At 39.7% G+C, this 24,537-nt stretch carries 20 protein-coding genes; 8 read left to right on the top strand and 12 right to left on the bottom strand.

Going from position 1 to position 24,537, the window contains the following annotated elements:
- Nucleotides 1-79 precede the first annotated feature (79 nt).
- Entirely contained in the window at nt 80-3,337 is a 3,258-nt protein-coding gene (locus EAX61_RS00830; RefSeq protein WP_121915754.1) for a hypothetical protein, read from the top strand.
- Here EAX61_RS00830 and xerD read toward each other — a convergent pair.
- Nucleotides 3,331-4,233: a site-specific tyrosine recombinase XerD gene (gene xerD, locus EAX61_RS00825; RefSeq protein ID WP_121915753.1), complete on the bottom strand. Its 903-nt coding sequence runs from the start codon at nt 4,231-4,233 to the stop codon at nt 3,331-3,333. The genes EAX61_RS00830 and xerD overlap by 7 nt on opposite strands.
- A 157-nt stretch (nt 4,234-4,390) precedes the next feature.
- On the opposite strand from xerD, the gene aroQ reads away from it, so the two are divergent.
- The 5 genes from aroQ (at nt 4,391) to EAX61_RS00800 (ending at nt 8,993) form a co-directional block, all read left to right on the top strand.
- Nucleotides 4,391-4,825, top strand: coding sequence for a type II 3-dehydroquinate dehydratase (aroQ, locus tag EAX61_RS00820; RefSeq protein ID WP_121915752.1), 435 nt, complete (start codon nt 4,391-4,393; stop codon nt 4,823-4,825).
- Nucleotides 4,826-4,918: 93 nt separating this feature from the next.
- Nucleotides 4,919-5,872 (top strand): signal recognition particle-docking protein FtsY, encoded by a 954-nt coding sequence (gene ftsY, locus EAX61_RS00815; RefSeq protein ID WP_121915751.1) that lies wholly within the window; start codon nt 4,919-4,921, stop codon nt 5,870-5,872.
- A 65-nt stretch (nt 5,873-5,937) separates the two neighbouring features.
- A complete protein-coding gene (locus EAX61_RS00810; RefSeq protein WP_121915750.1) occupies nt 5,938-6,279 on the top strand; it encodes a hypothetical protein in 342 nt (113 codons plus the stop codon).
- A 108-nt stretch (nt 6,280-6,387) separates the two neighbouring features.
- The gene (rimO, locus tag EAX61_RS00805; protein WP_121915749.1) at nt 6,388-7,740 is read left to right on the top strand and encodes a 30S ribosomal protein S12 methylthiotransferase RimO; all 1,353 of its coding nucleotides are present in this window, start codon (nt 6,388-6,390) and stop codon (nt 7,738-7,740) included.
- 5 nt (nt 7,741-7,745) lie between these two features.
- Nucleotides 7,746-8,993 (top strand): hypothetical protein, encoded by a 1,248-nt coding sequence (locus EAX61_RS00800; protein ID WP_121915748.1) that lies wholly within the window; start codon nt 7,746-7,748, stop codon nt 8,991-8,993.
- A 192-nt stretch (nt 8,994-9,185) separates the two neighbouring features.
- Here the strand turns inward: EAX61_RS00800 and EAX61_RS00795 are convergent, their stop codons facing one another.
- Complete coding sequence (locus EAX61_RS00795; RefSeq protein ID WP_121915747.1) at nt 9,186-11,684, bottom strand: M14 metallopeptidase family protein; 2,499 nt, start codon at nt 11,682-11,684, stop codon at nt 9,186-9,188.
- 122 nt (nt 11,685-11,806) lie between these two features.
- Here EAX61_RS00795 and bshC point away from each other — a divergent pair, with 122 nt between their 5' ends.
- Entirely contained in the window at nt 11,807-13,402 is a 1,596-nt protein-coding gene (bshC, locus tag EAX61_RS00790) for a bacillithiol biosynthesis cysteine-adding enzyme BshC (protein ID WP_121915746.1), read from the top strand.
- 5 nt (nt 13,403-13,407) lie between these two features.
- On the opposite strand, the gene EAX61_RS00785 is transcribed toward bshC, so the two are convergent.
- The 3 genes from EAX61_RS00785 to EAX61_RS00775 form a co-directional block, all read right to left on the bottom strand.
- Complete coding sequence (locus EAX61_RS00785) at nt 13,408-14,028, bottom strand: hypothetical protein (RefSeq protein WP_121915745.1); 621 nt, start codon at nt 14,026-14,028, stop codon at nt 13,408-13,410.
- Nucleotides 14,029-14,101: 73 nt separating this feature from the next.
- Entirely contained in the window at nt 14,102-14,629 is a 528-nt protein-coding gene (locus EAX61_RS00780; RefSeq protein ID WP_121915744.1) for a hypothetical protein, read from the bottom strand.
- A gap of 8 nt (nt 14,630-14,637) precedes the next feature.
- Nucleotides 14,638-15,090 (bottom strand): tRNA (cytidine(34)-2'-O)-methyltransferase, encoded by a 453-nt coding sequence (locus tag EAX61_RS00775; RefSeq protein WP_121915743.1) that lies wholly within the window; start codon nt 15,088-15,090, stop codon nt 14,638-14,640.
- Nucleotides 15,091-15,221: 131 nt separating this feature from the next.
- Between EAX61_RS00775 and EAX61_RS00770 the strand changes: the two genes are divergently transcribed.
- Nucleotides 15,222-16,394 carry a BamA/TamA family outer membrane protein gene (locus EAX61_RS00770; protein WP_121915987.1) on the top strand — a complete coding sequence of 391 codons (1,173 nt, stop codon included), beginning with the start codon at nt 15,222-15,224 and terminating at the stop codon, nt 16,392-16,394.
- 28 nt (nt 16,395-16,422) lie between these two features.
- Here the strand turns inward: EAX61_RS00770 and EAX61_RS00765 are convergent, their stop codons facing one another.
- From EAX61_RS00765 to EAX61_RS00735, 7 genes are all read right to left on the bottom strand, one after another.
- Nucleotides 16,423-17,139 carry a gluconate 2-dehydrogenase subunit 3 family protein gene (locus EAX61_RS00765; RefSeq protein WP_121915742.1) on the bottom strand — a complete coding sequence of 239 codons (717 nt, stop codon included), beginning with the start codon at nt 17,137-17,139 and terminating at the stop codon, nt 16,423-16,425.
- Between the two features lie 218 nt (nt 17,140-17,357).
- Nucleotides 17,358-19,076, bottom strand: coding sequence for a GMC family oxidoreductase (locus EAX61_RS00760; protein WP_121915741.1), 1,719 nt, complete (start codon nt 19,074-19,076; stop codon nt 17,358-17,360).
- A 227-nt stretch (nt 19,077-19,303) separates the two neighbouring features.
- Nucleotides 19,304-20,968 (bottom strand): DUF885 domain-containing protein, encoded by a 1,665-nt coding sequence (locus tag EAX61_RS00755; protein ID WP_121915740.1) that lies wholly within the window; start codon nt 20,966-20,968, stop codon nt 19,304-19,306.
- A gap of 60 nt (nt 20,969-21,028) precedes the next feature.
- Nucleotides 21,029-22,045, bottom strand: coding sequence for a glycosyltransferase family 2 protein (locus tag EAX61_RS00750; protein ID WP_121915739.1), 1,017 nt, complete (start codon nt 22,043-22,045; stop codon nt 21,029-21,031).
- On the bottom strand, nt 22,036-23,055 hold the full coding sequence (locus EAX61_RS00745; protein WP_121915738.1) for an NAD-dependent epimerase/dehydratase family protein: 1,020 nt from the start codon (nt 23,053-23,055) through the stop codon (nt 22,036-22,038). Before EAX61_RS00745 ends, EAX61_RS00750 begins: the two co-directional genes overlap by 10 nt.
- Nucleotides 23,056-23,208: 153 nt before the next feature.
- Nucleotides 23,209-23,676 (bottom strand): sterol desaturase family protein, encoded by a 468-nt coding sequence (locus tag EAX61_RS00740; protein WP_121915737.1) that lies wholly within the window; start codon nt 23,674-23,676, stop codon nt 23,209-23,211.
- 19 nt (nt 23,677-23,695) lie between these two features.
- Complete coding sequence (locus EAX61_RS00735; protein ID WP_121915736.1) at nt 23,696-24,535, bottom strand: phytoene/squalene synthase family protein; 840 nt, start codon at nt 24,533-24,535, stop codon at nt 23,696-23,698.
- Nucleotides 24,536-24,537 lie beyond the last annotated feature (2 nt).

Below are 24,537 nucleotides of genomic sequence, written 5' to 3'. Positions count from 1 at the left end.
TTTTTGTGATATTTATTTTAATTTTTTTGTACTTTGGTATCTCCCTCACCTGGTATAAATAATAATTAATCTCACAATTATGATAATCAGCAAGAGGCCTAATTTCTCATATTATCTCTATTGGATAATCTTAGTCGCTTTAATAGGATTTATACAATCTATATTTCGTATAAACGATTATATAGATATTCCGCAGCACGGTCATTTTGAAACATTTGATGCTGTAAGTGCTGTAATAAAATCTAGTTCACGCTCCACAATTCTTGCATACTATTCTTATTTTATTATTGAGCTTGTCTTCATTGCGTTATCTCTCTATATAGGAGCCAGATGGATTAAGACGATGGATAATAAGCTTGTACGCGTTTATAATGTGGGAGTTGTAGTAGTCCTGATTCTAGAATTTATTGAAAATGTCCTTCGTTATATGATTTTTGAGGGAGATGGATTAGAGATATTATATTTCGTAAAGATTGGAGTCTATTTCTTCTGTAGTTTCTTCATAATCATTTATGTATTCAAAAACTTAGTTCTCAAAAAGTATCGTACGGTAGCGCGCTTTATCATCACATCCATAGTAAGTTTAATCTTTATTGCGTTTATCTACGGACTACTTACACTAATGCCTCAAGGTGGGACTCTTGTTGTATCTATGCTAGATAGCTTCTGGAATACATTTGGCTTTTTTTTCTTACTTATTTTTCTTGCTATAATATTAGCCCATTATCCTACCTACGCAGAGCTTTGGTGGTACGGAAGCAATAATGTATGGCGTTTAAAGATGGCTTACTGGAAACCTAGAGGTGATGCAACTTGTGATTCTATTATGGAAACAGGTCGCAAAGCCTTAAAGGAAAAAGAGAACCCAGACAAAGACTTGGAGCAAGAACGTGTACTGTCTAGGCAAACGATAGATGAGCTTACTACAGAGGAGGCAGGAAGTTTTAACTTTTTTGGCTGGGGATTCATTTATTATGATACAAGTCAGGGTACCCCAGAAGGGAAGCGGTTATACAATGACGAAACAATAAAACGCTGGCGTAGGAGCTTAGGAATACTATTATATATCGCAGTATTTAATATTTTTTTCAGAGTGGCTGCGCAGTATTTTGAAAAGGATATTAATGTAATTGGACTGACCATATTTATTTTAATAGGAAGCCTGGTAATTTATCATTTTCACGGTGAGATGTATAATGGTTGGAAAATCTCCATTGCAGAAGCACTTGGAAATCATAAGACAGGTGACCAACCGCCGCGACCCGTAAAAGATGTTCTTAAGGAAATACAGGACTATTGCACGTTCTTCCCTTACTTTATACTAATTTCTATAGGGCTGAGTCTGATTACCTCATTACTCGCTCACTTCGTAGGATGGTCAGGTATTACCTTAGTTTTTGCATTCATTACTCTAGCTGCACATCTCTATCTCTATATGTATTTTAAAATATGTCGGACTTATTTAAAATATGTATTTTTTACTAACGAATTGTGCAGGCGTCAAGCGTCTATGTTTAATCCAGCCACCGCCTACCTCTTTGAAAAACACCGAGTGAAAAAGAGAAAAGATGGCTGGTTACGCACTTTAATTGGGAATTTAAGTAACAATGTGGCTTTTATAAAAATTATGAGTGCAAGTGGTTTTTTTTCACTACTTGTATTGCTGCTCGTAAATATTAGCTTTGATATTGCCGCTTATATTAACCCTATTAATGTTATCCTTTTATACATCATTCTTATTTATGCAGCTGTATTCATAGTATTTAAACACGTCCTATACTACAACCGCAATAAGGACATATTAAAAGTTCATTTTACACGTCCATTACTTATCCCAATCATTGCTTTAGTAATTCTAATTGTAGTGTCCATTACTTCAAAAGAGGATTCTGATCTGCACGAACTCACTTTAGTCCCTATAGAAAAGAAGGATACAATGTCCAGAATAACTTTTCTCAAAAGATTGCAATCTTCAGATAGGCAGAGCACAGGCAACAATTATTTTTACATAGGCTCTTATGGAGGTGGTCTTAAGGCAAATCTGTGGAACAACCTTTTATTATTTGAGTTAGATTCGCTTTCGCGAAAGCGTTTCCTGCACAAAACCGTTGCGATGTCTGGAGTCTCTGGTGGTGCCGTAGGAATAGGCAACTATTCTGCTTTAAGATACAACGCTCAAGGTGATCCCGTAAAAATGAGACAAGCCATAGAGGAGATCGGTCAGTCTAATGTGCTCTCTTACGAACTCGCCCTCTGGCTAGGAGCAGATTTTTTTAGAGAACCCATTCCATTTAACATATTTAAGGGTAGAGACAGAAGTTACTATTCTATGCGCGAGCATTCTCGTATGGTTGGTATGAAGAAAGGATTATTTAATAATGTCACCTATCGTGATTACTGGCAGGATATGTATGCGTACGAAAAAGCTAGTTTTCCTATACTCATAACAAATACTACCTCTACACTAGGGAAACAAGGCGTAGCTAGCTCATTAAAAGTCCCAGACAGCATATTTTCTGGAGCAGATAATATTCTTGATTTTGAAGGAGTAAACAGAGATAAATCCCTTACATATTTTGGAGCATTATCTACTACAAATAGATTTCCGCTCTTTAGTCCAACGGCCGAAGTTCCCTCTAAAGGACACTATCTAGATGGAGGATATTTTGATAACTCAGGCCTATTAAGTGTATTAGAACTTCACGATCATTTTACATTTCTCGCTAAAGAAAATGCTGCGGTAAAAGAAATGAACCCTGTGTTTATAAACATCATAAATTCTAAAAATTACTACACCGCAAAGAAGATTAAAGAATGGGGAGTCACTAGAGAAGCAAAAGACCCTGGTGTTGGGCAGATTTCAGCGATACTCGAAACAGTTATTTCTATAGATAAGTTTCCCAGATATGTATCTGCAAAAATTAGAAACAAAAAATATATCCTAGAGGAAGTTTTTATGCCACATAAAATTCATCTTTCAGATGTGGAAGCACAGTTTAGAGGAGAGGTCGCAGACCCACTAGACTTACTGGAAAAGATAAAAACCCACAATGACAGTATCGATATGGCCTTGAAAGCCTACTCAAAATACAACAAGAAAAAATGGGGTGTTGTGGAGCCGCCACTTGCTAGATTGTTAAGTACGCCAGCGGTGCGGTATCAGGAAGCAATGGTTAAGCATCATCCAGATGTGCAATTTGCAATACAGCGTATCCTGGACTACTTAGTGGATGATAATGAAGTAAATATTAAAGATCAAAATATTATGAAAACTTCTGGATATCGTAGAACACCCAATAAAAAAATAATGAGACAGGATACATTATCAAATCAATGACTTGATCTCGGGTGGTATTGTAAGAGCGCATCTGCAAGATGGTTTCGGTCTAAGTGCATATAAATCTCTGTTGTTGTAATGCTCTCGTGTCCTAACATTTGCTGGATAGCTCTTAAGTCTGCTCCATTTTGTAATAAATGAGTAGCAAAACTATGACGAAACGTATGCGGGCTGATGTTTTTCTTTATTCCGGCTTTAATAGCAAGATCCTTTATAATGGTAAAAATCATTGCCCTGGTTAATTGCTTTCCTCTCCTATTTAAAAATAGTGTATCTGTAGACGCTGCTTGAACCGGAATATGGGTTCGTATCTCGTCTATATAGATGTTGATATATTTCTGAGTATGCTCGCTTATAGGTACAAATCGTTGTTTATCTCCCTTTCCAGTAACACTTATAAAACCTTCTTTAAAGTATAAGTCAGATAGTTTGAGCGTCGTTAACTCCGTGACACGTAATCCGCAGGCATATAACGTTTCCAGTATTGTTCGATTGCGCTCTCCTTGAGGTTTGCTTAGATCTATAGCAGCAATGAGTTTATCTATCTCTTCTAGTGATAGCGTGTCTGGTAACTTGCGTCCTATTTTTGGGGACTCTATAAGTTCCATAGGATTGTCCTCACGATATTCTTCAAAAACCAAGTAATTAAAAAAACCTCTTAAACCAGAAATGACTCGAGCCTGTGAGCGGGGTTTTACTTCTTTTGCTACGGTATAAATAAATTCTTGAAGTAACGTTTTATCTGCCTTAATAGGAGATATTCTTATTTCGTTTGTGTCGAGATATCGCTGTAGTTTAGTAAGATCACGTTTGTAATTTTCGAGTGTATTTTGAGACAAGCCTCGCTCTATTCTCAAATACGATATGTAGTCTTTTATTGCAGATTCCCATTTCACAAAAGTGAAGATACAGTTTATAACAATTTTTTATTCTGGATTAATCTTTAAAAAACACTTTTTCTAGACGTTTTTTTTATGACCCAGCTTATCGCTATTTTTACTCTAGTTTTAGTGAAGGTTACGCTTTCGCGAAAGCGTAAATAATCAGAATGCTATGAAAATACTCATCATAAACGGTCCTAATCTTAACTTACTTGGAAAACGAGAACCAGAAATATATGGTTCTGAAACATTTGAAGACCATTTTACTAAGCTTCAATTTCACTTCAAGGAGACGGAGCTGTCTTATTTTCAATCCAATATAGAAGGAGAGTTGATTTCAAAACTACACGAGGCAAATGAGGATTTTGACGGGGTAATTCTAAATGCTGCGGCATATACTCATACTTCTGTGGGAATAGGAGACGCTGTTGCAGGAATCTCTGTTCCTGTAGTTGAAGTGCATATTTCAAACACCTTTAAGAGAGAAGAGTTTAGACACCATTCCTATATTTCTAAATATGCCGCTGGAGTTATTTTAGGTTTTGGCCTAAGGAGCTATAATCTAGCTATCCAAAGTTTTCTGGATAAAACGGGAGTAGATAACTAATGATGTATCTAGTAAACTATGACATAACGACACTTTGCTCAAAAGGCACTATTTTTGCCAGAACCTAATTATAATGCCTAAACCAACCAACTAATGAGCTTCTTCAAAAAAATTTTTACCAAAGAAAAAAAGGAAACCTTAGACAAGGGTCTTGAGAAAACCAAGACAAGTTTCTTTGATAAGATGAGTAAAGCCGTTGCTGGAAAGTCAAAGGTAGATGATGATGTACTAGATAATCTAGAAGAAGTACTCGTAACAAGTGATGTTGGAGTAAAAACTACGCTTAAAGTAATTACCAGAATAGAGGAGCGCGTAGCCAGAGATAAGTATGTAGGTACAGACGAACTCAATAAAATTTTAAGAGAAGAAATTGCAGGATTATTGAGTGAGACCAACGTCGGTAATGCAACCGATTTTGAAATCCCATCAGGTACAAAACCTCACGTGATTATGGTTGTGGGCGTAAACGGAGTAGGGAAGACCACCACTATTGGGAAACTAGCTTATCAATTTAAGAAACAAGGTCTTAAAGTGGTTTTAGGCGCTGGAGATACCTTTAGGGCGGCGGCAATAGACCAACTTCAAGTATGGGCAGATCGGGTAGATGTCCCTATTGTAAAACAAAGTATGGGAAGTGACCCAGCATCGGTTGCTTTTGACGCACTAGAGAGCGGAGTAACACGGGGGGCAGATGTAATAATTATTGATACCGCAGGAAGACTACATAACAAAGTAAATCTGATGAACGAGCTTACAAAAGTGAAGCGCGTTATGCAAAAGGTAATTGGAGATGCGCCTCACGACGTACTTCTAGTACTCGATGGTTCTACAGGTCAAAACGCCTTTGAACAAGCAAAACAATTTACAGCCGCTACAGAAGTAACTTCGCTAGCCGTTACAAAGCTGGATGGAACCGCAAAAGGCGGTGTAGTTATCGGCATCTCAGATCAGTTCCAGATTCCTGTAAAATATATAGGAGTAGGTGAGGGCATAGAAGATCTTCAAGTATTTAACAAGATTGAGTTTGTAGATAGTTTTTTTAAGTAAAATTCCTGCGAAGGAAGGAATCTCTTCGAGAGAAAAATACTCTGGAGTTAGACCCAAATCACTAAGTGAATATCAAGACCATCATTTCTTGGCTTCCTGAACTTGCCTTGCGCACGCTCAGGGTGTTATTAATTGGGTTTATAATCGTTAATGCTTGGAGTATTTACAATTCGTACGCCACAGTAGACTCAAATCCATTAATCCCAAAAAACTTAGCAGCTTACGAATCTTTTCCGCGCTACGTATTTATTACTTTTTATTTAGTAATAATCTGGCTAGTCTGGAAGTTTCTTAAAGGAGATTATAATCCGAATAAATGGTGGATGCCAGTACTTGCTGCCTTTGTATTTGAATCTATGAAGTTTTATATCTATGGGTTTTTGATGTGGATAAATCCTTTTGGATAAAAAACCTAGTCGACAGTCAATATATTTTTATGGTTTAGATAAATGTTGTTACGACCATATCATTTGTACCGAAACCCCGTATCTTTGCACTCCCAAAATAATTAGGCTATGCGTACCAAATCATTGAAAAAGAACAAGATAAACGTAGTCACCCTCGGGTGTTCTAAAAATGTTTATGACAGCGAGGTCCTTATGGGACAGCTCAAAGCAAATGAGATGGATGTGGTACACGAGCAAGAGGGTAATATTGTCGTGATAAATACCTGCGGTTTCATTGACAATGCAAAAGAGGAATCTGTAAACACCATTCTGGAATACGTAAGGCAAAAAGAGCAGGGAGATGTGGATAAAGTTTTTGTAACAGGATGCCTCTCTGAGCGTTACAAACCGGACCTTCAAAAAGAAATTCCTGATGTAGATCAGTACTTTGGAACCACAGAATTGCCAGGATTATTAAAAGCACTAGGTGCAGATTATAAGCACGAGCTCATAGGAGAACGGGTGACGACAACCCCAAAAAATTATGCGTACCTAAAAATAGCCGAAGGCTGTGATCGCCCGTGTTCATTCTGCGCCATACCCCTTATGCGTGGTGGACACAAGTCAAAACCTATTGAGCATCTTGTGACAGAAGCAAAGAAACTAGCTGCAAACGGAGTTTCAGAATTGATATTGATCGCACAAGACCTTACCTATTACGGTCTCGATTTATATAAAAAGCGCAACCTTGCAGAACTCCTTGAAAACCTTGTAAAAGTAGAGGGAATCGAGTGGATACGATTGCATTATGCCTTTCCTACAGGCTTCCCGATGGAAGTGCTGGACGTGATGAAACGCGAGCCTAAAGTTTGTAACTACATTGATATCCCTTTACAACATATTTCTGACAGTATCCTAAAATCGATGCGCCGGGGTACTACTATGGCAAAGACAAATGCTCTGTTAGACCGCTTTCGCGAAAGCGTACCAGAGATGACCATACGCACAACACTTATCGTAGGGTATCCTGGAGAAACCGAAGAAGATTTCCAAACGTTGAAGCAGTGGGTAAAAGACCAGCGTTTTGAACGTTTAGGTTGTTTTACATATTCTCACGAGGAGAACACTCACGCTTTTAATCTGGAAGATGATGTCCCAGAAGAGATGAAAATGGATCGAGCAAACCAGATTATGGAAATCCAAAGCCAAATTTCCTGGGAGCTTAACCAACAGAAGATAGGTCAAGAATTTAAAATCGTTGTAGACCGTAAGGAAGGCAATTTCTTTATAGGTCGTACCGAGTTTGACTCTCCAGACGTAGACAACGAGGTACTTGTCGATGCGACAAAATTTTACCTAAAAACGGGAGACTATGCAATGGTAAAAGTCACTGAGGCCGAAGATTTTGATTTATATGCAGAACCACTGGTAGCAATCGAAAGGCCACAACCTTTACACGCAAAACGCACTGCAAAAAAGTAGGGACTATGCGTTGTGCCATTTTTGCTTTCGTTTTTCTTCTAGTAGCTTGTAAAGAAAAACCAAAACCCATAGAGCCTTATGATGAGGTCGTACCCAGCGCTATCGTTCTAAAATCTTTAGAAAGTCCCACACAAGGAAAATCGCACTTACCGCGATTAAAGGCGGTAAACGATGTTCTGCATATGACTTGGGTTGAACAAGAAGACAGCCTCGCGATACTGAAATATGCTTTTTACGAAAACGAAAAATGGTCTACTCCTGCAACAATCACTTCAGGAACAGACTGGTTTGTAAACTGGGCAGACTTCCCGTCACTTGCGGTCAATGGAGAAACGGTACTTACAAACATCCTGGAAAAATCGGCAGAGGGTACATACGATTACGATGTGAAGTTACATTTGTTCAATCGTACGGAGAATAGTACTGAAAGTACGCTTTCGCGAAAGCGTAAAACTAATTTCCTCCTCAATACAGATGGCATTCCTGCCGAACACGGATTTGTTTCTTCGGCGGCTTATGATGGTGGGTTTTATGTGAGTTGGCTCGACGGTCGAAACACAAAAAATGAAAATCCCGAAGAAAACCAAATGACGTTGCGCAATGCGTTTGTAAGTCTAGATGGGGAAATCTCTCAAGAAACCGAAATCGATGCGCGCGTTTGTGATTGTTGTAATACGGCTACCGCAATAACCTTGAACGGACCAATAGTAGTATATCGCGACCGCTCTGATGCTAAACCAGAGATGCGCGATATGACCATCGTGCGGTGGGTAGATGGGCAGTGGAGCACGCCACAGAGTATAGGAAATGACAATTGGCAATTAACAGGATGCCCCGTAAATGGTCCTGCTATTGATACTCAAGAAGAAAAGGTCGTTGTCTCGTGGTTTACGGCTTCAAATGATAATCCTCGTGTGATGACTGCATTTTCTATAACTAACGGCGAGAAATTTGGAGCACCCATACGTATAGATAGTGGCAATGCCATAGGTCGTGTCGACACGCAATTCTTGTGGGATGGGAGCGCTTTAGTTTCTTGGCTGGAGCCAAAAGGTGAAAACGTAGTCCTGCAAGTTGCGCGAGTTTATAAAGATGGGCACCACGAAGAGCCTATCACGATTACAAACACATCTTCAGAGCGACAGAGCGGATTCCCACAACTCGAAGTTGCTGGAAAAACCGTTTTTGTGGCGTGGACAGATTTAGAAGATGACGCTTCTCAAGTGAAGATGGTTTCGTTTAAAATAAATTAGGTTTTCATTCCAAGTCGGAGGTTTCGATACAATTTTTTAAAAATCCTTGTCGCATTTTTAAAAAACCACTCAAGCACCTTAGATTATGCTGTTTAATATAGCAATCTAAGGTGGTCGAGTGGTTTACAAATCTTGAACAACGTTCAGGGTTTGGGAGTTGTATCGAAACCTCCGAGTTCAAAAGCAATACTCCTACAATCGAAACCTATTATTATTTGCAAAGAAGATAGCATTCGTAAAGAACAACTTCCCATTTTGCCAGAAGGCTCTAAAAAGTGGGTCGTCCACCATATAGATGATGCTACCACTTCCCATACGCTCTTCTCCAAAAATTAAGGATTTGCTCAGTTTTGCTTTTGCACTGTCACCGGCAAATCCAGAAACACTGGTTACTTCTTCAGGAATCCAGGCAACATTATAACCGTTATCTAAATATTTATAAGAACTGCTTCCCAACTTTAAGGTATAATAAGTATCTCCATAGCCGTAGGCCATTGGGTGTGTTTTGTCTACTTTGGTTTTAAAAATAGCTCCTGTTATAAAATTTGTGGTGCTTGAGGATTCACGTTCTGAATAGGGTGTGAGGTTATCACTACTTATTTCGTCTTCACTATCTTCATCGTTAGAGGTACTATTTCGCTTTAAGCTAAAACCAGATTTACCTGCAAAACTTCCTACCGCGCTACCTATTGCAATAATTTTCCCGCCACCACGTACGAAGTCTTTTACTTTATCTAAAGCGCTATCATTTAGAACGCTTCCATACCATCCACTAGGCATAATGAGCACATCAAATTGATTTAGAGAAACACGACCCATACTGCCTGTGTCTATGGACGTTACAGGATAATGAAGCGTTTGTTCAAAGAAGTGCCACGTTGCCCCATAACTCAAGCTAGACGTTCCGTCACCTTTAAGGAGTGCAATCCTGGGCGGATTAATAAGCTTTACATCTGGAGAGCCAAAATCTGGACCTGAGGTTGCAAACGAGCTAGGAGTTGCCACAACATTTCTATTATGCTTTACCGCAAGTTGCCCTACGATTGTTGTAAAGTTTTCATTAGTACGGTTATCACTTTTAGTAATGATGAGTGACCCTCGGTCAAAATCCTGCCCATTGCTGGAAAAGGGTTTTTCAGAAAAACGCACTTTGATGCCTTCTTTTAAAAGTGAGGCGAGGAATTGTGCGTCTTCCATACTATCCCATTTTGCGATGTATCCTGCAGCATTTGGCGTAAGAACAGTATTCTGTGTTTTAAATGGACTTGATGCGTTTGCGGTTATAAGCGAAGTACTTGCAACAGCATCAAGACCGTAGGCGTGTGGCAAACTCCAGGCGGTGATGTCATAGGTGAGCGGGTTGCTTAATTTAGCATTTGGCTCCATAAGTACTTTCACCATTTTACCTTTGGGTTGATTCGTACTTACCACCATTGCCATATCATAGTTCATACTTCCCTGACCGTTTGATGCATAGCTAAAACCAGATGCTTTTCCTTTTGTGGTAAAACCGTATTTGATTTCGTGTTTGTCAAGTAAGTTTGCTAGTGTCTTTAAGTTGTCCATATTTCCAGACAGGACGTAGCTCTTATATTTCAAGTTGTCATTTTTAAAGAAACTTGAAAATTCTGTGTTGAGTTTGTCTACGTTATTATAAGCAACTTCAACAGTGGAGAGTCCTGTGGTCTTGTGATGCGCAACGCGATCCACTAGAGTGAGTTCATAACCCTCATCTGTATTGATTCCGAGACCTGCCATCCCGTGACCAGCCTGTTCATAGGTCATCCCAATGGCTCCCATAAAAATAGGGTAAGTGTCTCCATAACTGGGATACAATAGATCAAAACGTTCTTTTGTAAAAAATAACCATCCCTGCTCGTCAAAATATCTTGCATGATTCTTCCCAATGGTCGTCTGGAAATCTCGTTGAAAATCTGTAATCACTTCGTGGTACGGCTCTGCGGCGGGAGCAAAGTAATAAGGATTGTTTATGCCCTGCTCGTGAAAATCTACATGTACGTGTGGCATCCACTTATTATAAATTTTTAAACGTGCCTGAGACTCTACTTGAGACGCCCACATCCAGTCACGGTTGAGATCAAAGAGGTAGTGGTTGGGACGTCCTCCCGGCCACGGCTCGTTGTGTTCGGCGGCCACTTGTAGAGGGTCGTAGGGTGTGGATTTTACTTGGTTGTACCAGTTTGCATAGCGGTCACGTCCGTCTGGATTTACACAAGGGTCTATAATGACCACTGTGTTTTCTAGCCACGCTTGCTTTTTAGTTACAAGATCATACAATGTAACCATAGATGCTTCGGTTGAGGAGGCTTCATTGCCGTGAACATTATAGGAGAGCCATACGATAGCTTTGTCACCTCTGGCTTGAGCATTCCCGCTTAAAATCCCCGTTTGCTCAAGGTTTGTCTTACGAATATTATCTAGATTATTGTGATTTGCCTTACTTGTAACTACAGCATACGTAAGTGGTCTGCGCTCATTCGTTTTTCCGTACTGATGGTAAGTCACTAGATCACTATTTTCAGCAACATGTTCAAAGTAGCGCACCACGTCTGCGTGCCGAGAGAACTCGGTGCCTATTTCATAGCCTAAAAATTCGGCGGGAGATTGGATTTGAGCGGTAAGTAATGTGGTTAGGAATACAGCGACAAACAGGCTTAAATAAGTACGCATACGGTTGGTTTTTATGAATGCTAAAGCTACTAAAATCAAGGCGGAAGAAATCGGCGTTTTAACGTAAATTTGGGAAACACCGCTATTTGCACCTTTTATATTTACATACTAAACCATTTTATATGCCTACCGACTGTCTGCCGTACCGAGAAACGGGGTATTTTTCGAAGCTTATTTGTGATTATTTGGATCAAAATGATGCCTTAAAATCCTTTTATCATAGATTCCCTTCGGTAGATAATTTAATAGCGCAGGCGGACGAAAAGGGAGATTTCTTTTCTACGCTTTCGCGAAAGCGGTTACATTCAGCTCTACTTGAGCAATACAAGAACACAGACACCTCTGCAGAGACACTTTTAAACCTAGAACGTCTCGCCGAAGAAAATAGCTTCACCATAACCACAGGTCATCAACTCAATCTTTTTACGGGACCACTTTATTTTTTGTATAAAATCATTTCCGTCATTAATCTCTGCAAGGAACTATCTGAAAAAGATGAAACGCGTCATTATATTCCCGTATACTGGATGGCAACGGAGGATCACGATTTTGACGAAATAAATTATTTTAACTTCCAAGGAAAGAAAGTGCAGTGGAATAGAGAAGCCAGCGGTGCCGTCGGAGAACTCTCCACCCAAGGGCTAGCTGAAGTTTTGGAGCTTTTTAAAGCGCAATTAGGCTCTTCAAAAAATGCTCAGTTTCTATCAGACTTATTTGAAAATACTTATCTCAATCACAACAATCTGGCAGATGCCACGCGATATCTGGCTAATGAACTTTTTAAAGACTACGGACTCATTATCGTAGATGGTAACGATGCTGGACTCAAATCACTTTTTACTCCTTACGTAAAACGAGAATTACTAGAAGAAATTTCTCATAAGAAAGTGACAGAACAAACGGCACAACTTACCGAGTTGGGATATCCAGAACAAGTGCATCCTCGAGAGATAAATTTATTTTACATTAAGGATGGCATTCGAGAACGCATTATTAAAATGGATGATGTGTATGTGGTGAATGATATGGATGTCCGCTTAAGCGAAAGTGAAATACTCAGCGAACTAGAAAACCATCCAGAACGATTCTCGCCAAATGCATTACTAAGACCACTTTTTCAAGAAGTAATCTTACCAAACCTTTGCTACATAGGTGGAGGAGGAGAGCTGGCGTATTGGTTTCAACTCAAAACGTATTTTGAAGAAGTAGGAGTGCCATTTCCCACATTATTACTGCGTAACTCGGTATTAATACGTACCGAAAAACATCGCAAGAAAGCCGAAAGCCTAGGAGTATCGTTACCAAACTTATTCTTAAAACAAAACGAACTCATTAACCGAAAGATAAGAGCGATATCTAATATTGAGATAGACTTTTCTGAGCAGCGCAGCTTTTTAAAAGAACAGTTTAGAGCGCTATATCTCATTGCCGGTGAGACCGATGCTTCTTTCAAAGGAGCAGTAAAAGCTCAGGAAGTAAAACAACTTAAAGGTCTAGATAATCTTGAATCTAGACTCTTGCGCGCCCAGAAACGCAAACTAAGCGATCACGTACAACGCCTTGTAGATTTACAAAATGACGTATTCCCAATGCAAAGCTTGCAGGAGCGTAATACGAACTTTGCAGAGTTCTATCTAGAGTTTGGAGAGGATTTGATACCTGAGTTGGTCAATGCGCTAGAGCCGCTGGGTGGGGAGTTTACTGTGGTTACTTTGTAGAGGTTCTACTTCTGCCAGATTCCAAATTCAGAACGAATTATTTCGATTAATTCACATACATATTTTGGTTCATCAATTTCTGGATATAGTTCTTTAAATCTTTCTGGATTTCCAAATTCAAATTCGTTAGATTCGTAAGGACTTTTAGCTTGGAAATAATACCCTGTTCCGTCCAGTGGCATAATAACCTTGCTTAATATGTCATACTCTTGTATTGTTTTACCACGCTTAAATCGTTCTACTTTTTTTATTTCGCCTCTTTGCATTAGTTTCCATTGTATATCCTTTCGACTTGGTAAATTATATATGTAGCTTCTACGTATGTTTAAGTGCACATACTCTATATCGCTCTTAGATTGAATATTTCTTTTTGCAATTTTCTTATCCATAACTCCGTCTATTTTTGTCCAATGTTCGTGAAACTCAGCGGTCCAATTGTTTGGGCCATCTTCATACATTCTGAAAACGGAATTATAGTTCGTAATCCCTCCGCCTTGATATATTCTAATTTCAGTAGGAAAGGTTAGAGAGTCTGATAAGTTTAAGTCAGCATTTATTACACTCCAGTTCTGTGCATTAGCAACTGTAAAGCTTAAGAAATAAAATAGAATAAGTATTATTCTCATATTCTTATTTTTGGTAAAAGTAAGTCTATTAAGGGCGCTTATAGCGGAGTAATGAGTGAATGATCTCTATGAATTAGGGAAGTGGTATTTTTTGTTTTTCGACCTTCTTACCATTAACAAACTCGGTAATCATTGGTTTTCCTTCATTATCAAAACAAAACTCTTGTCCATTTTTTTTACCATTGAGGTAGGGTATACTATATATTAAAGTTGTGTCTCTGTACCGTTTGACTAGAGTCTTTAATTGGTTTTTATCGTAAAAAGTGTATTCGGTAATGGAGTCTTTGTTATTTGTGTAGTATCGTATTTGTTCTTTTTTCCTAAACGGATTTTCTTCATGATAGTGTATTTTTTTTGCAAGGGTTTTGCTGTGAAAATTATAATATTCTCGATATTCCAAAATCACTCCATCACGATACAATTCTTCGAACACGACGTGTCCATTTTTTCTGACCTTTTGCGCCACTCCTGTAAATAAATTATCGTCTATGTCGCTGTAAGCTAGATTATTTTCATAGGAAAGTTTTTTAAGAGATAAAGTATCTTGACCATATGTAAGTGTGCAACAAATCAGGAATAATAGGTTAAAAATATATTTCATAATTATGATTATTTTGCCAACTGCCTAATCCCCTCATACACCACAATCCCTACAGCATTTGCTAGATTAAAACTCCTAATGTGCTCACTAAACATCGGGATGGTATATAGTTGATCTGGATATTTCTGGGTAATCTCTGAGGGTAATCCTTTAGACTCCTTCCCAAAAACGAGAAACAGTTCATCTTCAAAGGGAATTTCATAATGTGATTTTGTGCCATGACTGGAAAGGAAAGCCATTTTCGCGAAAGCGTGTTGCTCAAAAAATATATCAATATTCTCATAATACTGCACATCTAAATGCTTCCAGTAGTCGAGTCCAGCCCGCTTTAAACGTGTATCGTCTATCTCAAAACCAAAGGGTTTTACCAAGTGTAATCTGCACCCAGACCCCAACGCTAGACGACCTATATTTCCTGTGTTATTTGGTATTTCTGGATGAATGAGGACTATATTAAGCATAGGAAAGGCGTAAATTTATTCTGGATGTATGACCTTCTCAAGGATCTAAAGAGATATTAATATTTTCACAAAAGCGAATCAAGGTTCTGTCTGTCCAGCTTACCTTGTTATCTTTAGCCAAAAATAGTACTTTGAATAGAAATTATGCTTCTTCATTAATCTCTTACGGGATTGTAGTCTTGTTTACTTTAGGACTGTCTAGTGGATTAAAGGCTCAAAACTTTGAAAAATTAAAAGACTTTTTTACAATCTATCCTAACAAGAAAGCTGTTGAGAGAGATTCTACCTTATATCTGTCTAAGTTTATCGCCGCACCAGTAGTAAGTTATAGTCCAGAGACAAATTTTGCTTTTGGCACCGGGGCCAAGTTTCTATTTAAATTCAATGGTAGTGGAGAAGAAACTCGTGTTTCTAATATGCCCATCACGCTCCAGTATACACTTAATAGCCAATTTTTTCTTTACTCTGGTTTTGAGATTTTTACAAACCAAGAAAAGTGGGTTATTGAGGGAAATATTCTATTTCAAAACTACCCTCGATTGTATTATGGTCTCGGCACAAACTCACCAGAAAGTGCAGAGGAGGAGTATAATTATTATCAGCTTCTTGTAGAACCTATTTTTTTAAAACAGGCATTTGCTAGATATCTCTTCATAGGTGCTGGAGTTCGTTATAACCATATTTACAAAACAGAAATAGAACAAGGTGGACTCATAGATCAAGAAAGGCTTACAGGTTTTGATGGTTCAACATCATTGGGAGCAGAAGCTGCGGTTCTATATGATAGCAGAAACAATGTACTCAATGCACAAAACGGCTGGTACCTTGAATTTACTCGTGGCGAGTATTTTAAGGCGCTTGGAGGTACGCATAATTTTGACCTCACACGTTTTGATTTGAGACATTTTGTAAAACCCTTTGATAACAATGATGATGTACTTGCTTTTCAATTTGTAGGAAGATTTACGCGTGGCGGCCTACCTTTTTCCGAATTCTCATTTTTGGGAGGAAGTGAGATTATGAGAGGATACCGTGAGGGTCGATACGTAGACCGTGACTTGCTAGCAAGCCAGGTTGAATATAGGAAGACGTTTAAAAATTCACGTTGGGGAGCAGTTGCCTTTGCAGGTGCTGGAGATGTTTACAACCACGTGGAAAATTTTCAGTTCAAAAATATCAAACCTTCGTATGGAGCGGGTCTTCGTTTTATGATAGACAAAGAAGAAAGGCTAAATCTTCGTTTTGACGCTGGCTTCGGGAGAGGGTCGAACGAATTTTATCTAAGTATTGCCGAGGCATTCTAAAATACTAATACATTTCTGGAGCGCAGTTTCAGGTAAGCAAATTCCCATTCTCATCCCAAGTTGCAATATCACCACGCGTACTCTGATCAATACACTTTGCAATCCACTCAGGATCGTAAGCTACGCCGTGTTGATCTAGCACGTCTTGAGGCACGCCATCCCAGACATTAGGTTGATTTCCTTTATATCCCAAATCTTTAATCCCCATTTCAGAAGTGTAATACCCTGTGACCGTAAGATTGCGCATCAAGCTAAACCATTGAATTTCAAAAGGGCGTTTGTAAGAAGGTATTTCTGGGTCATAAAAAGCTATAGGATCGAGTATCTGCTTTTGTTGCTCGAGTTCAAGCGACTTGAATTCTTTATCAAATAATTCTCGCGACTGACTATCAAGCCAAAGCAATCCACCCAAAAGCGTATTCTGCATCCTAGGTCTATCTTTACCCATAAACTCAATAAATTCTGGCACGCCAGCCTCTAGCGGACCGCCTACTTTGGGTTTTGGGGGCAGAATGACTTCACTCAAAACGGCAATGGTTTCTAGTTCGTGATCGTTAAAAAGTTCCTCCGCATTCAGTTTTTCGATGCGTTCTAACTCTTCTGGTGTACGGCCAAAATACCCATCGGCACTCTCAATAATTTGCTGTTCTATTTCAGGTTCTCCTTCACCTACGCAACTATGCAAACCTAGAGCCACGGCTCCCGTTCCTAACAGCATTGCTTGTATACTTTTTCTTCTGTCCATATTATAGGATTTCTTTGTCATACCCGCACTTCGTCTACACTCAGCATAAACTTTGGCGGGTAACTTGTTATAGTTTTCTTTTCACGCTTTCGCGAAAGCGTAAACAACATAATTTAATCCAGTTCCAGTAGTTTCCATACAATTTTAGCCTACGCTATTACTACGGCTAAAATAATTCAACCACCTTTAATTAGGCCTCAAATTCATCTTCAACTTCTCTAGATATTCTGCGCCTTTAACTGCTCAATAATATAATCACTCGCTCGCCACGAGAGCGCCAGTATTGTCCACGTACAGTTTTTATCTGCTTGAGAGACAAAAGGTCCAGCATCTACGATGAACACATTATCTACATCGTGCAGTTGATTGTATTTATTAGTAACACTCGTTTTCGGGTCATTGCCCATACGTGTAGTTCCTACCTCGTGAATGATTTCGCCAGGCTTGTTGAGCCCATTATCGGGCCCGCCAGGACGATCGCCCAAAACTTCACCACCCATATTATGAATGATTTCTTCAAAGGTTTGTTGCATATGCGTCGCCTGCCTACGTTCTAAATCACTCCATTTATAATTGAATTTGAGGACTGGAATTCCAAACTGGTCTACTGTGGTTTTATCTATCTCACAGTAATTATCCTTGCGGGCAATACCTTCTCCACGTCCAGCCATCCCAACTACGGCACCATAATATTTCTTTACATCATCACGAAGTACATCACCATAACCGCCCACCTTTGTGCCGAAGAATTTATTAAACTCATTTGCATTAAAGCCAAAACCATAACTAGGCATTCCCATACCGCCCCAAACTTCGATGTGGTAGCCACGCGGGAAATCCAGCTTGGAATTATCGCCCCACCAGGGTGAGTATACGTGCAGTCCGCCCACGCCGTCTTCATTGTATGAGGGTTTGCGGTTCATCAAAGCGGGTATAAACCCAGCGCGACTAGAACCCGTAGAATCGTGCAGATATTTACCCACCACGTCAGAACTATTTCCTAATCCGTTAGGGTGTTGCTTACTTTTGCTATTTAATAAGATACGAGCTGAGCTACACGCCGAAGCGGCGAGCACTACTACGCGCGCCTTTAATTTATATTCTTTACGGTCATCCTTACTGATGTAAGAAACTCCAGTTGCTTTCCCTTCCTCATTAGTCGTTACTTCACGTACCACAGAATTTGTATATAAGCGAACTTTCCCACCGCTTTTCTGTGCTGGGAAAATAAGGCAACTTCCTGAAGAAAAATCTGCATAGGCAGAGCAGGAGCGGGAGCACTGCCCGCAATAAAAACAAACGCCACGCTCATTATTAATACGTTTGGTAAGCATAGACATCCTGCTCGGGATTACAGGAACTCCAGATTTTCTAGCTCCTTTTATATAAAAAAGCTCGTGTAAACGTGGTTTTGGCGGTGGTAGGAAGAAACCATCCGGGTCATTCTCTAGCCCTTCATTTGTGCCGAAGACCCCGATCAACTTATCAACTTTATCGTAATACGGTTTTACGTCATCATAACCTAGTGGCCAGTCTTCACCATAACCGTCACGTGTTTTTCCTTTAAAATCTTTTGGACCAAAACGTAGAGAAATCCGTCCCCAATGATTTGTCCTTCCCCCTAACATATGGGAGCGAAACCATCTGAAGTCTGTTCCTGGCTCGTGGGTATATGGTTCACCTTCTATTTCCCAGCCTCCGTAGGCCATATCAAATTCGCCAAAGGCTCTATCTGTCCCCGCACCGCGTCTGGGAGAAGCGTGGGGCCATTTCATCTGGGTCATTGTTTTGGGATCTGCGGGGTCAAAAAAAGGTCCTGCTTCAACCACGGCTATGTTAAAACCTGCATCTGCAAGTTGCTTGGTAGCCATCCCGCCACCCGCTCCAGAACCTACGATAATTACATCATACACGTCCGGAGATTCTTTGATTTGCATAGAAAGTAAATTTGATTCCTGTAATTTAAGAAATAATTAGGAGTTGTAGGCTCCCGAAATAAATTCGGAACAAGTTTTCGCGAAAGCGTAACTATCACAAATCATAAGGTGACAATCATACAGTGCTGATGGGAGTACTAATACTTAAATATGAGCGCTAAATTTTAAGAATGCCTCATTCTTTTTAATTTTCAAAATCAAGGAAAAGAAATAGATATAAAAAGCGTTTACTCTATGATCAAATTGAGTCCTTCCTTATTCCCAGTCATTTCCCAGTTTACCAAAGCAATAGGGATGTTTCCGGCACTATTAAGCGCATCAAAAAAATCCTTTAATACAAAGAGTTCATTTTTGGTCTCTTTGAGTTTGGCATAATCTGCCATCGCTTGTTCTAAAAGATATTTTCCAGTAATATAGCTAGTGCCATAACCTGGCTGACGTAAATACAAATGTTGCTCAAAAATGAGAAGCTCTTTTTCGGTTTTCATCCACCCACGTGGCGTGTATTCACTGTGAATTGAACCAGCTTCTTCCATTGTCATTTCGTTTGCGTGAGCATATAAAGACCCAAGGCCTCTAGCCGCACGTTGGGCAATCATAATATATACAATCTCTCTCGACCGTGGGCTGTCTTCATACAATCCAGCGTGCATAAACATTTCCTCTACGGCAGTAGCGGTGCCTTCATTTCTAGAATCATAGATGTTGTATAGTACAGGACCTTTACGAACTTCACTTTTGTTAGGCTCATTATCCATCCTGGCAAGTTCAAACCAGTGGTAAAAATGGGAATATAAAGGTCTAGGATCATAATGCTCACCTATTGAGAAAAAGTTTCGTTTTTCCTCAGGGATAAATTCCCCTAAATGCTCACGTAGGGCAGGATCAAAATATGGTTTTACTGTTACGATATCCTCATTATCTAAGAAGTTCATCAAGCTTTTTGCAGCTTCATCTGCCATTTTATTGTAGGATTCCGGAGAACTTGCGTCAACCAGCTCAGGTAACTTTCTATTGCGATGTTCCTCTAATTTGAGAGTGGACCAAGCGCGAGCAAGCTCGCGTTTTAAAATCATCACTTCATCTTCCCAAGTTAATGGAACGAGATGTACATTTTGTAAATACCAAGTGTAATTTTCCTTTCCTATTCCCGAGGGACCGGTTTTAGATTTGGATTCGGTTTCTAGCCAACTCACAAACTCATCTGTGGAAGTTATGGCTTCGTTGATTATTGCGACAATTTCCGTATCACTTTTTATGTAATCTTGTTCTTTTAAACCTCTTAAAACAGTACTTTGATGTTTAATATCTCTTATTCCTGTTATCCAAAGGTCACGAGCATTGCCCGTTAGATTTTTTTGCGCCTGCTTATTTAAGGGTTTTATTTTCTTAAGGTCCGATAAGAAGCGTTCTCTTTCAATTACTGATAGTGGAAACTCGTAGGTCCATAACTCTGTGGTGCCGTGGTTCGTTGGTCCTTCGTGAGCTGGAACATCACTACGATTAGACCAGACAGCCTTGTAAAAGGCTGGGTCCCGCGTCCAGGGTTTTAAGACTCGCTGGTTAAAGTCGTATCCGTTCATTTCGGCCCAAATGATCATCCAATCTACCTGCTGATTTACTGGCCAGTTTGAGGTGTCAATTGCTTTTAATTGAGATTGCAACTCTTTAAACCGTGGTAAGCGTTTTTTGAAAGTAGATACCGTATAATCTGGAGCACCCTCTAATAATGGTGGATTCTCAAAAGCGCGCCACTCGTGAAACAGCGATACTACATCGTCATACTGCGTAGAGGCGTATTCTTGTGAGGAAGTAGCTTGTTGTTTATGGTCATCTTGACAACTTAACAGGAGAACTAATAAAAGATAAAGGAATGCATTAAATGTTTTCATAAGACGATGGTTGTCTAGTAAAGTTAATGTATTATATGCAACCCATAACAGATAAGTTCTTTAAGCAAAAAACCAATAATCCTGAACAGCCACCTTTCCCCAACTATCTAGTAACGCCTGAATTTCTTTCTTTCCGTCAGGAGACGAAACCACAATCATTATCTGCGCGTTTTCAATGGACGGAATCTCCTCAAAAGATTGCATACGCACATCGTAAATATCCTTGCCTATTTGCTTCTCATTGTTAGAAACCCAGTGAAATGTATCATCGTACGATTGTATGATTTTTGCCATATCCTTCCCATTTCGGCCAGCACCCCAAAGAACTAAAGGTCTAGACTTATCCCTATCAATCTCGTAAAAGAAGCGCATTTTTAAATCAAAATAGCGATTGTCTTTATATTCGTCCCAAGTACGTGAAATACGGTTTGAGCGGTCTCGCCAATGGTGTAACACGACATCAATGCCTATAACTTTTAGACCGTGACGGTACATTCTAAAACATAAGTCGTAATCTTCCGGATACACAATGGGGTCAAAAGCGCCCACGGCGTCAAAATCATCTTTGTGAATCAACCAGCAATGTGATGGAATCACGCATTCCTTGTAAATCTGTTCGTAATGTGTGCTCGTTCTCGCCACCTCATTAAGCCATCGCTCATAGCGCAAGAAACCATCGCCTACTTCACCTTCATCTACAAAATGTTCCGTACCGCCCGCAATCACGTGACCTTTACCGTATTTGAGCCACTCATTTACCAAAACCTGAATTTTATAATCAGGCATTTTATCATCGCTATCCATACGGTTAATGAGTGTACCTTTTACTTCGCGGTACCCGCATTGGAGTGTTGGAATCAACTTGTAACCATCGCTATTAAAAACGCGTATTCTTTTGTCCGCTTTCGCGAAAGCGTCTAAAATATCTGGTGTCTCATCGGTACTATGGTCATTTACGGCAATAAGTTCCCAGTTTTGATACGTCTGATTGATAATCGAATTAATACAGTCGTGCAGATAAGGAGCCGTGTCCTTTACCGCCATTATGATGGAAACGAGGGGTTGATTTACTGCCAAGACTTAGGAAGATTTTTCTGGATTTCTATATTCTTAAAAGTACTACTTTCTCTTGCTCCGTGCTTTTTAACCCACGCAACGGTTTTAGCCAGACCTTCGGCGAGAGAGGTGGAGGGTTTTGGGTTAAACACCCTATTGAAATGGGAATGGTCGGAGTAGGCGTGTACTACTTCTTCACGTTGGTCTAGATGGGTTATTTGCGCTTCTTTTTGCATCGCTTTACCTATTTCTAGAGCCAATTTCTTCACCGTAATTTCAGAATCAGAACCTATATTAAAAATAGCCTCACGGCCACTGAGCGGAGCCGAAGTGTCCGTTTTGTTTAATAAGTCGAAACTTCCAGCAATATACGGAGCCACATCGTCTATATATGTAAACGCGCGCGTCTGTTCTCCATCGCCAAAAATAGTCAAGGGTTCACCCTTAAGTATCTGATTCATAAAAATTCCCACAACATTGCGGTACTTGTCGCCTATATTCTGTCCAGGACCATATACATTATGCGGTCGGAATATGATATAATCTAAGCCAAACATTTTGTGGGCGTTCTCGAGATCCATTTCCACGGCGTATTTGGCGATCCCATAAGGGTCTTCGGGTTGTGGTTTTTGAGATTCTTTAAGCGGTAAATCTTGTGTCCCGTAGACGGCGATTGAACTCGTAAAAATGAAACATTTGATGTTGTGATTTACTGAAGCATTGATAAGATTAACGCTCCCGATGAGGTTGTTTTGGTAATTAAACCTTCTAATAAAATGGCTCAAGCCTTCGGCGGCGTATGCCGCTAAGTGATAGACGTAATCAAAATTATATTTCTCAAAAATGGCATTGACTAGATCGACATCTGTGATCGAACCTTGTATAAAAATGCAACCTTCGGGAATGTTCTCTTTAAAACCACCAGACAAATCATCAAGTATAATAACCTGATGGTTCAGTTTAAGTAATTGGCGTGCTACGTGACTTCCTATAAATCCTGCTCCGCCGGTGACGAGTGATGTGTGTTGCATAGTGCAAACGTAGTGATTAGTCGGTAGTCCTTAGTCAGTAGATGATAGTAAAAAGGAGTAAACTTTCGCGAAAGCGGGAATAAAATAAAGCGTTTCCAAACGGAAATATCAAATAATCTCGAACCCTGAGCGTAGCCGAAGGGTGAATAGAAACTACCGCTTACTCGCCCTCGCCTGCTTAAAATACTTAATAGGAGGAAAGAGCATTCCAAAGGATTCTCCGTCATCTTTTCCCAAATGTTTATGGTGCATTTTGTGCGCGCGTCTCAAGGCTTTTCCATACCAGCCATTTGCATTGCGGAACAGCTTAAAACGCTGGTGAATAAAGATATCGTGCACGCCAAAATAGGCAAGTCCATAAGCAAAAATACCAAGCCCGATAGGCAATCCTATCCAAACACCTTCAAAGCTCCAAAGCAAGAAACAGCCTATAGAAACCAAAGCGTAAAAAATGAAAAATAGATCATTTTTTTCCCACCACGAGTTGTGTTTCTTATGATGATGGTCTTGATGCAATGACCACAAAAAGCCGTGCATCACATATTTATGCGTTGCCCAAGCGAGAAATTCCATCACGACGAATGTCATTAAAAAAACGAGTATCCAAAGTAGTGTTTGCATGAGTATAAGGGGTATTCTTTTAAATTAAGTTTAAACGATATTTTACATAGCTACGAGCGAGAAGACTAGCTTTGACGTAGTCTGGCACGCGTACGCGGGTATTTTTAATTTCGGCAGAGGGGACTTTTTTGAGTTTTGTAAGAAGCTTTTTGTAATAGCGATAGGCCGTATACACTCCAAACTTTGCCTCTATCGGAAGTTTGTTTATTCCTGCTAGTCCTTTGGCAAAATCGGCCTCTATGTCTGCAATAATATTTTGTTTTGCCGCTTCGTCTAGGTCTGCGAGGTTTGTATTTGGAAAATACGTTCTACTCAATCCTTCAAAGTCCGCTTTGAGGTCACGCAAGAAATTCACCTTTTGGAAAGCGGAGCCTAGACTCATCGCGCTTTCCTTAAGTGTATTGAATTTTAATTTGTCACCTTGCACAAAAACGGTAAGACACATAAGACCTACAACATCTGCACTTCCGTAAATGTATTCTCTATATTCTGCATCTGTCAGGTAGTCTGACTTTGTTAAGTCTAGACGCATACTTTTCATAAAAGCGTCTATATGCTCCTGCTCTATATCAAATTTATGAACCGTCTCTTGAAAGGCATTTAGTATAGGATTCAAGCTAATTTTATCCTCGAGAGCGTGGCGCAGGTCTTGCTCAAATCGCTCAAAAAGCACCTCTTTATTATAATCGTGAAAGGAATCTACGATCTCATCTGCAAAGCGCACAAATCCGTAAATGTTATAAATATCTTGCCTTATAGACGGGTCAAGCATTTTTGTCGCGCTGGCAAAAGAAGTACTGTAAGATTGGGTTACAACCTTAGCACAGCTTTTTGAAACGGTGTCAAATAATGATTTCATAG

It is taken from the genome of Dokdonia sinensis (genome assembly GCF_003688895.1).
In the GTDB taxonomy this organism is placed as follows: Bacteria; Bacteroidota; Bacteroidia; order Flavobacteriales; family Flavobacteriaceae; genus Dokdonia; species Dokdonia sinensis.
The sequence above is the reverse complement of the archived record's forward strand: the minus strand, read 5'-3'. Positions and strand labels throughout refer to the sequence as shown.